Consider the following 14,650-nt stretch of genomic DNA (forward strand, 5'->3'; position numbering starts at 1 on the left):
CGCCCAGCTAAGCCGCCCCTGGCACCACCCGGCAGCACAAAGGTTGATTGCATGTCCTATATCCTCGCCCTCGACCAGGGCACCACCAGTTCGCGCGCCATCGTCTTCGATCACCAGGGCCAGGCTGTGGCCAGCGCGCAGCAGGAATTCCGCCAGATCTTCCCCGCTTCGGGCTGGGTCGAGCACGATCCGCTTGACCTGTGGCACAGCCAGCTGGCCACCGCGCGTGAAGCGCTGCAGAAGGCCGGCATCGGCGCGCGCGACCTCGCTGGCCTTGGCATCACCAATCAACGCGAAACTACCGTGCTGTGGGATCGCAAGACCGGCCAGCCACTGGCCAATGCCATCGTCTGGCAGGACCGCCGCACCGCCGCGATGTGCGAGAAACTGGCCGCCGCCGGCCACGCCGAGCTGATCCGTGCACGCACCGGCCTTGTGCTTGACTCCTATTTTTCCGCCACCAAGCTGGCCTGGCTGCTCGACACCCTGCCCGACGCACGCCAGCGCGCCGAGGCTGGCGAGCTGGCCTTTGGCACCGTCGATAGCTGGCTGATCTGGCAGCTGAGTGGCGGGCGCTTGCATATCACCGATGTCAGCAATGCTTCGCGCACCATGCTGTTCGACATCCACCGCCGCGTCTGGGATGCCGACATCCTGGCGCTGCTGAACATCCCCGCCTCGCTCCTGCCCGAGGTGCACCACTCAAGCGGCCAGTTCGGCCTGACCGATGCCGAATGGCTGGGCGCGCCGGTGATGATTGCCGGCATTGCCGGCGACCAGCAAGCCGCCCTGTTCGGCCAGGCCTGCCATCAACCCGGCATGGCCAAGAATACCTATGGCACCGGCTGCTTCATGCTGCTGCAAACCGGCAGCGTGGCCCGCCGCTCCGAGCACGGCCTGCTCACCACCGTCGCCGCCCAGGGCAGCAGTGAACCGCGCTTTGCCCTGGAAGGCAGCGTGTTTGTCGGCGGCGCCGTCGTGCAATGGTTGCGCGATGGCCTGGGCATGGTGTCGTCCTCGCAAGCGGTGGAACCCCTGGCCGCCTCGGTGCCCGATAGCGGCGGGGTGATCTTCGTCCCGGCCTTCAACGGCCTGGGCGCACCGCACTGGGACCCACATGCGCGTGGCGGTCTGCTTGGTCTGTCGCGCGGCACCACCCAGGCGCATATCGCCCGCGCCGCGCTAGAAGGCATCGCCTTCCAGTCGGCCGATCTGCTGGAAGCCATGCAGGCCGATGCCGAGGCGCCGCTGACCGAGCTGCGCGTGGATGGCGGTGCGGCGGCGAATAATCTGCTCCTGCAGGTACAGGCCGATCTGCTCGGCGTACCGGTAGTGCGCCCCAAGGTGCTGGAAACCACCGCCCTGGGCGCCGCCCAGCTGGCCGGCCTCGCCACTGGCGTATACAGCGATATCGCCGAACTGGAGCGCTGCTGGCAGGTGGACCGCATCTTCACCCCGGCCATCAGCCGCGACGAAGCCGAAAGCCGCCGCGAGCGCTGGCGTAGTGCGGTGACCCGCGTCCAGCACTGGCAGGGCTGAGCTTTTGCTCAGCTTTGGCCGGGGCAAAATGTAGTAAAAATTCATACGCTACATATTTCGGGCCAAGTGGCGCCGTTTCGATTAGGATGCCGCCGATTCAAATTTTGGCCCGTGCCGGCCGGCGCACAACGCCGCTGCGGCACCGCTCTGGAGTAAAGCGTGACCCAAGCCCCTCTGAACGCCCTGGTGGTGGGCAACTGGAAAATGAACGGCAGCCTGGCCACCAATGCCACCCTGCTGGAAGGCCTGCGCGCCGAAGCCGCCAGCTTCGCGAATATCACCGTCAGCGTCTGCCCACCCTTCCCTTACCTCGCGCACAGCGCCAGCCTACTGGCTGGCAGCGCGATCAGCTGCACCGCCCAGAACCTGTGCCATGAAGCCGCCGGCGCCTACACCGGCGAAGTGGCCGCCAGCATGCTGGCCGAGCTTGGCTGCCGCTATGTGCTGGCCGGTCATTCGGAACGGCGTGCCATGTTTGGCGACAGCAGCGAGCGGGTGGCGGCCAAGACGCGCATGGCCTTCAATGCCGGCCTGATCCCGATCGTCTGCGTGGGCGAAACCCTGGCCCAGCGCGAAGCCGGCCAAACCGAAGCCACGCTCTCGGCCCAGCTGTTGCCCTCGTTGGCCAGCCTGTCGCCGGCCGAGCTGGACAAGCTGGTGCTTGCCTACGAGCCGGTATGGGCCATCGGCACCGGTCACGTGGCCTCGGCCGAGCAGATCAGCAGCGTGCTTCACTATCTGCGCGCGCTGGTGGCCAGCAGCACCGGCCAGGCCGATATCGCCCAGCGTATGCCGGTGCTGTACGGTGGCAGCGTGAACCCGGCCAGCGCACAATGGCTGGCCAAGATGCCTGAGGTATCGGGCGTGCTGGTCGGCGGCGCCTCGCTCAATGCGCGCGACTTCAGCGAGATCTGCCGCAGCTTCGCCCAGGGCCGCTGAGCTTTTTTGCCCCGGCAGGGAATTCAGCCGGCGCCAGCCAGTCGTAAAGCGCTTGTCTTTACGCACTGTGCTCGCGCCGGCTGTGTTATTTATTCGCCTGCGCAACCGCGCTGCTACCCCTTCACCGCGTTCATCGCCGTCCCAACAAGGCTGATTACAGCCGATAACCCAGCAAAGGGAGACGATCCATGCCCCACAGCGTCGAGCTGATCACCACCATCGCGGCCGCCCTTGGCCTGTCCCTGATTCTTGGCTTCCTGGCCGCTCGGCTGAAGCTGCCGCCCCTGGTCGGCTACCTGGTCGCCGGCATCTGTATCGGCCCGGCCACGCCCGGCTTTGTGGCCGATGTGGGCCTCGCAGGCCAGCTGGCCGAAATTGGTGTGATGCTGCTGATGTTCGGCGTCGGCCTGCACTTCTCGCTCGGCGATCTGCTCTCGGTCAAGCGCATCGCCCTGCCCGGCGCGGTGGTGCAGATGCTGGTGGCCACGCTGCTGGGTATGGCGGTGGCGCACTACTGGGGCTGGAGCCTAGGCGGTGCACTGGTGTTCGGCCTGTCGCTCTCGGTGGCCAGCACAGTGGTGCTGCTGCGCGCGCTGGAGGACCGCGGCGTGCTCGATTCGGTGAATGGCAAGATCGCAGTGGGCTGGTTGGTGGTGGAGGACCTGGCCATGGTGCTGGTGCTGGTACTGCTGCCCCCGCTGGCCGGTTGGCTGGGCGGCACCGTGCAGCCCGGTAGCGGATCACTGTGGAGCACGCTGGCCACTACCCTGGGTCAGGTCGCCGCCTTTGTGGTGTTGATGCTGGTGGTAGGCAAGCGAGTCTTTCCCTGGCTCCTGCTGCAGGTATCGCGCACCGGCTCGCGCGAACTGTTCACGCTGTGCGTGATCGCCGCGGCGGTCGGCATCGCCTATGGCTCGGCCCATCTATTCGGCGTGTCGTTCGCACTGGGTGCCTTCTTTGCCGGCATGGTGATGCGCGAATCGCCGCTCAGCCACCGCGCTGCCGAAGAATCGCTGCCACTGCGCGATGCCTTCTCGGTGCTGTTCTTCGTCTCGGTCGGCATGCTGTTCGACCCACGCGTGCTGCTAGAGCAGCCACTGCAGGTGCTGGCCGTGGTGGCCATCATCATCATCGGCAAGTCGCTGGCTGCCTTTCTGCTGGTCATCGCCTTCCGCTATCCGCTCAATACCGCGCTCACCGTATCGGCCAGCCTGGCCCAGATCGGCGAGTTCTCCTTCATCCTGCTGGGCCTTGGCATCGCGCTTGGCCTGATGCCGGCCGAGGGCCAGAGCATGGTGCTGGCTGGCGCGCTGATCTCCATCGCGCTCAACCCGCTGCTCTTCCATGCCATCGAACCGATCCAGCGCTGGATACGCGCACGCAACAATCTGGCCCGCCTGCTCGAGCGCCCGGACGACCCGCTGGCCGAACTGCCGATGAGCACCGATCAGCAGCATCTGAGCGGCCAAGTGGTCTTGGTCGGCTATGGCCGCGTGGGCCGGCATATTGCCCGCGCGCTGCGCGAGCAAAACCGCCCTTATGTGGTGGCCGAGCAGAACCGCGAGATCGTCGAGCGCCTGCGTGCCAAGGGTGTGCCAGCGGTATCGGGCGATGCGGCCGAACCGGCCGTGCTGATCCAGGCCCATGTGGCGCGTGCCGGCACCCTGGTCATCGCGATTCCCGACGCCCTGAAGGCGCGCCAGATGATAGAGACCGCCCAGACGCTGAACCCGGGCGTGGTCATCGTAGTGCGCAGCCATTCCAGCGAAGAGGCCGAGCTGCTGGCCAAGCTGCCCGGTGTGACCGTGCTGCTGGGCGAACAGGAGCTGGCGCGCAGCATGAGCGCGCTGGTGCTGGCCGAGGCCAAGCCGACCGCACACTAAAGCCCACAGCGGGCCGGCTGGCCGGTGCCAAAAAGTAAAAGCACAGCAAGTGGCCATAGCCGGGTCAATAATCAGGGCTGGGCTAGCGTGCAATGCCGCACCAGGCCTGCCACACAGGCTGTTTTCACCCATTTGGGGGATGGGATTCCCCCGAGTGGGCGGGGCTCGGCTAAGATGCCGCACTTTTGTCGTTTGACCCTTCTGCGCCCACTACCGTGACGACACCCGACGACCCCTTGCTGCCCCGCCCTCCCCGCTTTGCGCGCCTGCGTGCCTTCTGGCAGCGCCGCCGTGGCTGGATTCTGGGCTTTGCCCTGCTGTTCGGCGCGCTCCTGCTGGGCGCCAGCTGGTGGCTGCTGCGCGAACTGCCTTCCTTGAACGAGCTGGACAATCTGCAGCCCAAGGTGCCGCTGCGCGTGTTCTCGGAAGACGGTGTGCTGATCGGCGAATTCGGCAAGGAGCGCCGCAGCCTGGTCAAGCTGGCCGATATGCCGGCCGACCTCAAACAAGCAGTGCTAGCGATTGAAGACGCGCGCTTTTACGAACATGGCGCGGTGGATGTGCTGGGCGTGCTGCGCGCCGGCGCGGCCAATCTGGGTAGCGGCGGACGCGGCCAGGGCGCCAGTACCATCACCATGCAGCTGGCGCGCGACCTGTTCCTGACCAAGGACAAGACCATCACGCGCAAGCTGCGCGAGATCATCGTCGCCTACAAGATCGAGGCGGTGCGCAGCAAGGACGAGATCCTTGAGCTGTATATGAACCAGATCTACCTCGGTCAGCGCGCCTATGGTTTCGCCAGCGCCGCCCGCGTGTATTTCGGCAAGGAACTGCGCGACATCAGCCTGGCCGAGGCCGCCATGCTGGCCGGCCTGCCCAAGGCACCAGCCGCCTATAACCCGGTGGTCAACCCCAAGCGTGCGCGTATTCGCCAGGCCTATATCCTCAAGCGCATGCGCGAGCTCGGCTATATCAATGCCGCGCGCGAAGCCGAGGCCCTGGCCGAGCCGCTGAAGCTGGCCCTGGGCACCAGTGCCACGCCCACCGCCAGCCCGCGCGCCGAATATGTGGCCGAGATGGTGCGCCAGCAGATGTTTGCCCAGTACGGCGACGCGACCTATGCCAAGGGCCTGGTGGTGACCACCACGCTGAATTACGCGACCCAGCTTTTGGCCTGGCAGGCCGTGCGCGACAGCCTGTTCGATTACGACCGCCGCCGCGACTACCGTGGCCCGGAGGGCTATGTGGCGCTGCCGGCTGGCCGCAGCGAGCGCGAAGATGCGATCGAGGAGGCGCTCGAACGCCATCCGGATGCTGATGAGCTGCCCGCCGCCGTGGTGCTGAAAGCCAGCAGCCGCGAGGTGCAGGCAATGAGCCGCGATGGCGAAATCCACACCATCAGCGGCAATGGTCTGCGCTTTGCCGCACGTAGCCTGCGCAGCGATGCCAGCACGGCGCTACGCCTGCGCCCCGGCTCCATCATCCGCCTCGCCTTCCCAAACGAGAAAAAGCCCGAGATCAGCCAGCTACCCGATGTCCAGGGCGCCATCATCGCCCTGTCGCCGCAGGACGGCGCGATCAAGGCGCTGGTGGGCGGCTTCGACTTCAAGGTGAACAACTTCAACCGCGTGACCCAGGCGGTGCGCCAGCCCGGCTCCACCTTCAAGCCCTTCGTCTATTCGGCCGCGCTGGAAAAAGGTGTCGGCCCTGCCACCCTGGTCAATGACGCACCGTTCTCGATCAAGCTCGACCCCGAGCGCGACGAGGTGTGGGAGCCGAAGAATGATGATCTGGTGTCGTCCGGCCCGGTCACCCTGCGCGTGGGCCTGAAGAAGTCGAAGAACCAGGTGGCAGTGCGCGTGCTCCAGCATATCGGCGTGCCCTTCGCGCGCGACTACATCACCCGCTTCGGCTTCGAAAAGAAGCAGATGCCGCCCTATCTGCCGCTGGCCCTGGGCGCCGGCAACACCACACCGCTGCAGCTGGCCGAGGGCTATGCGGTGTTCGCCAACGGCGGCTACAAGGTGGCGCCCTATCTGATACGCGAAGTGCGCGACGGCAACGGCAAGCTGCTGATGCAGGCCAAGGCCCCGCAGGCCGAGCAGGACGCCCCGCAGGTGCTGACCCCGCGCAATGCCTATGTGATGCACAGCCTGCTGAAGAGCGTGGCGCAGAACGGCACCGCCTACCAAAGCAATGAGTTGGGCCGCACCGATATCGGCGGCAAGACCGGCACCACCAACCAGGCGCGCGATGCCTGGTTCGCCGGCTACCAGCGCAGCCTAGTGGCGATCAGCTGGATGGGTTTCGACCAACCGCGCTCGCTCGGCAATAGCGGCGCCGGCGCCCAGCTGGCCCTGCCACAATGGATGCGCTTCATGCGCCCGGCCCTGAAGGATGTGCCTGCCTACGAGATGCCCGAACCGGCCGGCGTGGTACGCATAGGCGGCGAGCTCTACTTCGACACCGCCCAACCCGGCCAGGGCTTCGTCAGCGGCATCGATATGCAGAACGCCGTCTGGCCCAAGCCGGAAGCCGAGGAAACGCCGACCGAGGACGAGATGGGCGAGAGCGGCGCAGCCGAGGCGGAAAGCAGCGAAACACCACCTGGCGAGGCCGAACCCAGCGGCAGCAATGATGATCTCTTCCCGCAGAAACGCGACCGCTGAGTGGCATAGCTCGATACAAAAGGGGTAGCCTGTATGGGCTACCCCTTTTTCATTGGCTTCATGCTGGCAAGCGAATCCATGCTCCTGACGGACCATTCGATGCTCAAGCATGCCTCAAGTGAGATGCAGCACAGCGGTGGAATCGGTGCTCAATCCAGGACAAAAATCAGCATTTTGCTGATATCGTCGCGCGAATTCAGTGCTTAGACTAGCCCTGGAGAGAACTCGCCGCCCTTATCCGTGACGATGCTGAAGAGGCTGAACCGATGAAACTGCGCCAGACTTTGCAAGACCATCAAGATTCAGAGCCAATGTCGGCATCAGACTCAGGCACCGTATTGTCTTCCCGGACTTACCCAGATGTACAAGCTACCGTCGACAATTCACCTAGAGTCATTGCGCAATCCAAAACGTTACATAGCGTAATAGGAAACGAACAATCTGCAGCGCCTGTACCAGAGTCGATTGCAGAGGAAACATCCCGCATTGCCAATGTGCGGAGCGCGCCGATTCAATTAACACGCACAGGCAAATCATTTGCAATCCCCATCCTCGGGGCAATAAGTAGCTTTACGAAATTCGTTACAAACTATGGTAAACAGAAAGGCTTTAATAAAAAACCAAAGAAACCCTTAGAATCCAATGAATTATTTAAGACGAAATATAACACCCTCAAGCGGAATACACTAAAACGCAATTTTTGGCCAAGCGTCAAGCAGACACAACAACGCTACTTCACATCTTCATCGAAAAAGTATCTCTCCAATAAATTCCAAGACAATCCATCAGAAACCGATCCCTCATCAATACCCAAAGAGAAGAATAAAGAAGATGTCAATAAAAACTACAAAGCAAAACTCAAACCACTCACTAACAGACTAGAGAAAAAAGACAAAAAATTCCCCGAAGAAGGCCACCCAAATGAAACCGAAGGATTGAATGACAGAATTAAAGCAGCGCTAGAACAGTTCTCTGCTATCAGTTTGCACGATCAAAGCGGCGACAAGGAAGTGTGCCTAGCGAGTACGCCCCAAAATAGTACCGAGTCAGAATCTCAGGATCACAGGAAGCGGGAGCCAGTTCCAAATACAAAGATTCCAGCACCTGGCGACGCCGATTTTATCGGGCCGCTTCCTCCTTGCCATTCGTGCTATGCAGATGGGACTCCGGTATTCGAAGGCCTGCAGCCAAGCAAGGTAAGCGGTCCTTTAAGTGAGGCTCCCCATTCTGTAATCAAGTGGGACTATAAAAATAAACGCGTTTATAAAGCACGGGAGTATGGACTGAATGGAGTGCCTATTCGTGATATAGACTTTACAAACCCAACGTTCAGGAACGGAACATTGCGACCGGATCATTACACCCCCGAACAGCATAGATATATTCCAAATAACCCTAATAATCCCAAGGCCGGCTATAAGCGCGGCCCAGGTGAACCATTGAGGATGCCATGATGTTATCGATATGTGCATGGAGAGGTGACCATTATGTGAGCCTCCATGAATTGCTTGATCTAATCGGTCATTTTTTTGCTGAGTGCCGTTGGTCTGTGCAGGTTAACGAAGTTGCGCCTGAACCAGGGGCTGAGCTGCTTGAGGACTGTGATTCTTCGCGGCTTATGCTCCTTCATGAGCTCATTCGCATTTCTGCGCCAAACATTCAAGTCATCGATGGAGAAATAACGGCAATAGATAACGATGGAAATGCCAGTTTGTTGCTGCGTGCGGTAGATAGCACATCGTGGGACATTGAAACCGCCAACACAGAAGCACTCGCAAGAGTCAGGGAGTCATTTGGGGATGCAGTAGAGATTCCTGATTAGTTCCAAACACAGCGACCGACATGGGGGCTGTCGCACGAGCTGCTGCAGCCCACCGTCAATTCGACTCAATTGGGTGTGGAGCGTACAAATGCGGCGGGACGTCGTGTCATCTTTTGGACGCGAGCAAACAAGCCATCAGCTCCCAAGAAAAAACGGGGCCGAGGCCCCGTTTTGATGTGCTGCACACCTGCGTTTACTGCCAGCTGATCAGCCCGTAATTCTTCTTGTCGCGGCGCAATACTGTGAAGCGGCCGAACAGGCGCTCGGGGTCGGTGAAACCGTATTCCAGCGAGTCGACCTTGGTGCCGTTGTTGCTCACCGCGCCGCTCTGGATGAGGGTCCGCGCTTCGGATTTGGACTTGGCGAGGTTGGCGGCGACCAGGGCGCGATAGAGATGCACATCGCCATCATCAACCGGAATACGCCCCCTCCCCTGCTTGAAGGATGCCTGCTGGCGACAGACATGTTAGAAAGCGGCCTGCCACATTTTCCAGCTATGCCGTTCAGTTTGTACGCCGGCTTTGGCATCACCAAGATACTCAACGCCGCGCCATGCAAACTCTGTCACTAAAGTGGTGATTTAGGCATAAAGGCCGTAGGCCGCAATAAGGTTCAACTCATGCAACGCAGTATCGCCATCGCCCTTAAAACACTGATCGCCATGGCGGGCGGCCTTTTTCTTGCCGCACTTAATCTGCTCACCATCTGCGTTTTCACTCGTTCTATGCCTGGATCAGGCGGGATAGTGCTTTCTCTACTGGTTTGCATCCTGTCCCTGCCTATCCTGCTAAAAGCACCCTCACCCAGAAAATGCTTGCAACGTTTGCTGATCGGTGCAATCGGATTTTGTTTCATGCTGGCAGCCTCCGCACTAATTGCCGTTGGCCGCAGTATGGTCGGTGCCTTGCTGGGTGAATATGCCGGGGAAAAAGATATTGGCGACCTCGCGCTGACGCTGGTGTTTAGTGCAGCTGCAGGCGGTGCTGGTGTTGTTGGTGGAATCATTTTGATAGTCATGCTCTTTTTATCTCACCGCATAGCGCGAGCACCACGTCGTTAGCGGCCACTGAATAAAATTCAGCTACTGTAAAACATAGTGACTTAAAGAAAATTACCCAGCAGACCAAGGCAACGCTTGTGTTCATTACATACCACAAGCAGTAAATAATTGGTACAAGCCAATTCAGCCAACCAAAAAATCAGAAACGGTAATGTAATCAATGCCTAGCCTTACCATTCATTCAAATAAGATTTTTATTTCCTTGACTGCCCTACTTAGCACGAGCCATTTCGGCTATGCATGTAATTTTGCCTCCACTGACCAGAATGCTCAGTACTTACAGCACAGATCGGTAATGGAGAGATTAAAAATCACCATGCCCGAGGATTTTGCTTACACATTCCTCATTGGCGGCGCAAATAAACCCTCACGTGTGCTATGGGTAGATTTAAGCCGTGCCAGGGCAAAGCTATACCTCCAGAAGCCTGGATTTGCTGAGCGAGCAGACCTGAGCCTGCACTCGGCTAAAATTGAGGTGGTCATCGATGCAGAGAAAGTGCAGAAATTAATTGCACTAAGCCGCGATATTTATGAATCTCCAACAAGATATGCCAATATGCCACCCAAATTCGGCTCACTGGATGTTCGCTTACTGATTGCCTGCGAAGCGCTGGTGCGTGATGAGCCGTCTTATGGCCCACCACAAAGAGAGGTGGCGGAGTTACTCAAGCAGTCGCTGGAGTTCTTTTAAACGGAGCACGAGCCATCAGGCGAGCTAATTTTCTACCGCCCTCCTACACCCGTGCAGCCAACCGAGGGAATACGTATTGATAAACAGCAATTTACAAGAAAGCCCTTGTCAAAAGGCTAGATGTTTTCTTCATATTTTTTACAAACAATTATATCAGGCCAGTTTTCTTTCCAGCTGGAGCGGCTGTCTTGCAAATGCAGATGATCGTAGTTATCGCCTAGCATTTCCATTTTATCTGCCGCCTCAATTAAGAATTGCGCAACGGCCCTAATGGTTTCAGCACTGGCAACAAAAGATACTTGATTAAGCTCAACAAGACCGTCTTCATTAACGGGCTCGCCTGCTGGGTACGCAAATGCTTTCATCAAACTCCCTCCGAAATAACGACTAACACCATTTCACCACTGCAACCCTAGCAAGCCAGCCATGACACCCAAGAAAAAACGGGGCCAAGGCCCCGTATTGATGTGCTGCATACCCGCGCTTACTGCCAGCTGATCAGTCCGTAATTCTTCTTGCCGCGGCGCAATACGGTGAAGCGGCCGAACAGGCGCTCGGCGTCGGTGAAGCTGTGTTCCAGCGCGTCGACCTTGGCGCCATTGATGCTGACCGCGCCGCTCTGGATAAAGGTGCGCGCTTCGGATTTGGACTTGGCGAGATTGGCGGCGACCAGGGCGTCGATCAGGCTGCTGGTCGACTTTTCCAGTGCCACGCCTGGCATGCCGTCCTGGGCCAGTTGTTCCAGGTCGTTTTCGGTCAGCGCATCCAGGCTGTCGGCGAACAGGCTCTGGCTGATGCGCTGGGCGGCCACCACGGCGTCCTGGCCGTGCACCAGGGCGGTGGCCTGTTCGGCCAGAATGCGCTGGGCTTCAGGCTTCTTGCCGCTGGTCTTGTCGGCCGCTTCAATCGCATTGATCTCGGCCACGCTCAGGAAGGTGAAGTAGCGCAGGAATTTGTATACGTCGGCGTCGGCCGTATTCAGCCAGAACTGGTAGAAGGCGTAAGGCGAAGTCTTCTTGGCGTCGAGCCAGATGGCACCCGATTCGGTCTTGCCGAACTTGGTGCCGTCCGACTTGGTGACCAGGGGCAGGGTCAGGCCGAACACCTGTTGCTGGTGCAGGCGGCGGGTCAGGTCGGTGCCGGCGGTGATATTGCCCCACTGGTCCGAGCCACCGATCTGCAGGCGGCAACCATAGCGCTTGTTCAACTCGGCAAAATCGTAGCCCTGCAGAAGGCTGTAGGCGAATTCGGTAAACGAGATGCCCTGGTCGTCGCGGTTGATGCGCTGCTGCACCGATTCCTTCTTGATCATGGCGTTGACCGAGAAGTGCTTGCCGATATCGCGCAGGAATTCCAGCGAGCTCATCGCGCCGAACCAGTCGTAGTTGTTCGCCATGATGGCGGCGTTGCCGCCTTCGAAGCTGAGGAAGGGCTTGACCTGTTCGCGGATCTTGCCCACCCAGCTGGCGATCACATCCGGGGTGTTCAGCTTGCGCTCGGCGGCCTTGAAGCTGGGGTCGCCGATCATGCCGGTGGCGCCACCCACCAGGGCAATCGGCTTGTGGCCGGCTTGCTGGAAGCGCTTGAGCACCAGCACCGGCACCAGGTGGCCAAGGTGCAGGCTGTCGGCGGTCGGGTCGAAGCCGCAATACAGCGTCACCGATTCCTTGCTCAGCAGTTCATCGAGCGCTTGCGCGTCGGTGGTCTGGGCGATCAGGCCGCGGTCTTGCAGATCCTGGATCAGGGGGGAATGGGACATTGAGGGGCTCTCCACAGGGCCGGCACGCCGATTGCGCACCGCGACAATTCGAAACGCGCGATTTTAGCCTAATCCGCGCCGCGCGCCGTGGCCGATCTGCGGCTGCGGCGCCGTTTGCCGGAAAGCACAGGCAGGCTGGCCGCATGGCCGTAGAATGCGCGGCCTTGCGCGGCCGGCTGGCGGCGCCCTTCCCTTTTGTATGGCCTGCCCATGTCCTTTGCCTCGCTCGGTCTACCCGCCCCGCTTTTGAACGCCCTCAGCAGCCAGGGGCTGCTACAGCCCACGCCCGTACAAGCGGCGGCGATTCCGGCTGCCTTGCAAGGGCGTGATGTGCTGGCCCAGGCGCCGACCGGATCGGGCAAGACGCTGGCCTTTGGCCTGCCGCTGCTCGCGCAGTACCAGGCCAAGTCCACGCGCCAGCCCGCCGCGCTGGTGCTGCTGCCTACGCGCGAACTGGCTGCCCAGGTGGGCGAGCAGCTGCACGCGCTGGCGCTGGCACAGGGCAGCAAGCTCAAGCTGGTAGTCGCCTATGGCGGGGTGGCTATCAATCCGCAGCTGATGGCGCTGCGCGGCGGGGCCGATATCGTGGTCGCCACGCCCGGCCGCCTGCTCGATCTGGTCGAGCACAATGGGCTCGCGCTGGGGCGGCTGCAGACCCTGGTGCTGGACGAGGCCGACCGCCTCTTGGACATGGGCTTTGCCGCCGAGCTGCAACGCATCCTGGCCCTGCTGCCCGCGCAGCGCCAAACGCTGCTGTTCTCGGCCACCTTCCCCGACGATGTGAACACACTGGCCGCGCAATGGCTGCGCGACCCGCTGCGCATCCAGGTGGCTGGCGCCGACCAGGTGGCGCCGGCCATTACCCAGCGCACCATGCTGGTGGACGAGGAGCGGCGTACCGCGCTGCTGATACAGCTCTTGAAGCAGGAAGACTGGGCGCAGCTGCTGGTGTTTATCGGCACTCACCGGCTGGCTGACAAGCTGGCGGTGCGCCTGCAGCAGGCCGGCATCAGCGCCGCCGCCCTGCATGGCGAGCTGAGCCAGGGGCGGCGCAGCCAGACCCTGGCCGGTTTCAAGGCCGGCCATCTGCGCGTGCTGCTGGCTACCGATGTGGCGGCGCGCGGCATCGATATCGCCGAGCTGCCTGCGGTGCTCAATTACGACCTGCCGCGCTCGGCCACCGATTACCAGCATCGCATCGGCCGCACCGGCCGCGCGGGCGCCAGCGGCCTGGCCATCAGCTTTGTTACCCCGGCCAGTGAGGCGCATTTCCGCCTGATCGAGAAACGCCAGGGGCAACGCGTGGCGCGCGAAACGCTGGAAGGCTTTGCCCCGCAGGCGCCCGCGCCACTAAATGCCGCCGGCCAGCACGATGGCAAGGGCGGCATCAAGGGCAAGCGCATGAGCAAGAAGGATAAATTGCGCGCCGCGGCGGCCCAGGCAGCCGGCACGGCTGGGCAGGACGACGGCGAGTAAGCGCAGCTAGCTCGGCCAGTGGCGTGCAAATAGCGGCGCCAATTCGCCCTCAGCCTCGATGCGCGCCAGCAGGGCCGCGAAGTCCGGCCGCTCGCGCGCCAGATAGGCGCGCGCCCCTGACCAGCGCGACACCACCGCCGCCAACATATCCAAGCCCCCCAGCCGCGCACCGCTGAGCCAAGGCGTGGCGGGGAACTGGTCGGCAAAGATGCGCCAGTGTTCATGCAGGCGCTGCCGCGCACCGGCCCGGATGCGTGCGCGCAGGTCGGCATCGGCGTTGTCGCACCAGCGCTCGGGAAAGTCGCCAATGCTGATCGCCGCATAGCAATTAGCCGCGATATACACGAGGCCACGAATCGCCTGCGCGCGTGCCGCTGCCTCGGTCGGCAACAGCCCATGCTCGGGGTAGCGCAGCCCCAACTCGATCAGGATCGCCGCGCTCTCGGTCAGCACCGCACCATCGGGCAGGCGCAGGGTGGGAATCTGGCCGAGTGGGTTGACCGTCAGCAACTCGGCATAAGCCGAGGTGGCAGGCTCCCAGGACGCTGCCTCGACCAAGCGATAAGGCTGCCCGACCCGCGCCAAAGCCATCTCCACCGCGGCCGAACCCGAACCGTGAAAACCGTACAGCGTGTACATGCCGTTTCCTCATCCCTTGGGTCGCCCAAGCAGGGCGCGATACGGCCAATCATAGGTGGGATTCGGCACCGGGCGGCCGTGCGCTGACGTGCTGCGCAGCACCAAGCTATAGCAGACAAGCCGCGGATGGCGCCCACGACCGGCTGACCACCGCTCACCCATTCACCCGCAGG

At 61.5% G+C, this 14,650-nt stretch carries 14 protein-coding genes; 10 read left to right on the top strand and 4 right to left on the bottom strand.

Annotation, left to right across the window (positions count from 1 at the left end; genetic code table 11):
- Window positions 1–51 precede the first annotated feature (51 nt).
- The 6 genes from glpK (at window position 52) to BT173_RS19280 (ending at window position 8,852) form a co-directional block, all read left to right on the top strand.
- A complete protein-coding gene (glpK, locus tag BT173_RS07790; RefSeq protein ID WP_072428074.1) occupies window positions 52–1,539 on the top strand; it encodes a glycerol kinase GlpK in 1,488 nt (495 codons plus the stop codon).
- A 159-nt stretch (window positions 1,540–1,698) separates the two neighbouring features.
- Window positions 1,699–2,478, top strand: coding sequence for a triose-phosphate isomerase (gene tpiA, locus BT173_RS07795; protein WP_281247353.1), 780 nt, complete (start codon window positions 1,699–1,701; stop codon window positions 2,476–2,478).
- 188 nt (window positions 2,479–2,666) lie between these two features.
- Window positions 2,667–4,361 carry a cation:proton antiporter domain-containing protein gene (locus BT173_RS07800; protein ID WP_072428075.1) on the top strand — a complete coding sequence of 565 codons (1,695 nt, stop codon included), beginning with the start codon at window positions 2,667–2,669 and terminating at the stop codon, window positions 4,359–4,361.
- Window positions 4,362–4,576: 215 nt separating this feature from the next.
- Window positions 4,577–7,030 (top strand): penicillin-binding protein 1A, encoded by a 2,454-nt coding sequence (locus BT173_RS07805; RefSeq protein ID WP_175545576.1) that lies wholly within the window; start codon window positions 4,577–4,579, stop codon window positions 7,028–7,030.
- Between the two features lie 266 nt (window positions 7,031–7,296).
- Window positions 7,297–8,484 carry a hypothetical protein gene (locus BT173_RS19625; protein ID WP_175545577.1) on the top strand — a complete coding sequence of 396 codons (1,188 nt, stop codon included), beginning with the start codon at window positions 7,297–7,299 and terminating at the stop codon, window positions 8,482–8,484.
- 35 nt (window positions 8,485–8,519) lie between these two features.
- Window positions 8,520–8,852, top strand: coding sequence for a hypothetical protein (locus BT173_RS19280; protein ID WP_139256092.1), 333 nt, complete (start codon window positions 8,520–8,522; stop codon window positions 8,850–8,852).
- A gap of 193 nt (window positions 8,853–9,045) precedes the next feature.
- Here BT173_RS19280 and BT173_RS07810 read toward each other — a convergent pair whose 3' ends face one another.
- Window positions 9,046–9,252, bottom strand: a complete 207-nt coding sequence (locus BT173_RS07810) for a S4 domain-containing protein (protein ID WP_072428077.1) — start codon at window positions 9,250–9,252, stop codon at window positions 9,046–9,048.
- On the opposite strand from BT173_RS07810, the gene BT173_RS19630 reads away from it, so the two are divergent.
- The 3 genes from BT173_RS19630 to BT173_RS07815 all read left to right on the top strand — a co-directional run bounded on the left by BT173_RS19630 (window position 9,247) and on the right by BT173_RS07815 (window position 10,603).
- Window positions 9,247–9,423 (top strand): hypothetical protein, encoded by a 177-nt coding sequence (locus tag BT173_RS19630; protein WP_175545578.1) that lies wholly within the window; start codon window positions 9,247–9,249, stop codon window positions 9,421–9,423. The genes BT173_RS07810 and BT173_RS19630 overlap by 6 nt on opposite strands.
- Window positions 9,424–9,471: 48 nt before the next feature.
- On the top strand, window positions 9,472–9,912 hold the full coding sequence (locus BT173_RS19285) for a hypothetical protein (RefSeq protein WP_139256093.1): 441 nt from the start codon (window positions 9,472–9,474) through the stop codon (window positions 9,910–9,912).
- A 160-nt stretch (window positions 9,913–10,072) separates the two neighbouring features.
- Window positions 10,073–10,603 (top strand): hypothetical protein, encoded by a 531-nt coding sequence (locus BT173_RS07815; RefSeq protein WP_139256094.1) that lies wholly within the window; start codon window positions 10,073–10,075, stop codon window positions 10,601–10,603.
- A gap of 116 nt (window positions 10,604–10,719) precedes the next feature.
- On the opposite strand, the gene BT173_RS19290 is transcribed toward BT173_RS07815, so the two are convergent.
- Together BT173_RS19290 and tyrS are read right to left on the bottom strand one after the other, a co-directional pair.
- Window positions 10,720–10,968 carry an Imm32 family immunity protein gene (locus tag BT173_RS19290; RefSeq protein WP_139256095.1) on the bottom strand — a complete coding sequence of 83 codons (249 nt, stop codon included), beginning with the start codon at window positions 10,966–10,968 and terminating at the stop codon, window positions 10,720–10,722.
- A gap of 119 nt (window positions 10,969–11,087) precedes the next feature.
- Window positions 11,088–12,362: a tyrosine--tRNA ligase gene (tyrS, locus tag BT173_RS07820; protein ID WP_072428079.1), complete on the bottom strand. Its 1,275-nt coding sequence runs from the start codon at window positions 12,360–12,362 to the stop codon at window positions 11,088–11,090.
- 210 nt (window positions 12,363–12,572) lie between these two features.
- Between tyrS and BT173_RS07825 the strand changes: the two genes are divergently transcribed.
- On the top strand, window positions 12,573–13,838 hold the full coding sequence (locus BT173_RS07825) for a DEAD/DEAH box helicase (RefSeq protein WP_072428080.1): 1,266 nt from the start codon (window positions 12,573–12,575) through the stop codon (window positions 13,836–13,838).
- A gap of 6 nt (window positions 13,839–13,844) precedes the next feature.
- Here BT173_RS07825 and BT173_RS07830 read toward each other — a convergent pair whose 3' ends face one another.
- Window positions 13,845–14,477 carry a glutathione S-transferase family protein gene (locus BT173_RS07830; RefSeq protein WP_072428081.1) on the bottom strand — a complete coding sequence of 211 codons (633 nt, stop codon included), beginning with the start codon at window positions 14,475–14,477 and terminating at the stop codon, window positions 13,845–13,847.
- Window positions 14,478–14,650: the final 173 nt, after the last annotated feature.

It is taken from the genome of Chitinimonas taiwanensis DSM 18899 (assembly GCF_900119825.1).
Classification (GTDB): domain Bacteria; phylum Pseudomonadota; class Gammaproteobacteria; order Burkholderiales; family Chitinimonadaceae; genus Chitinimonas; species Chitinimonas taiwanensis.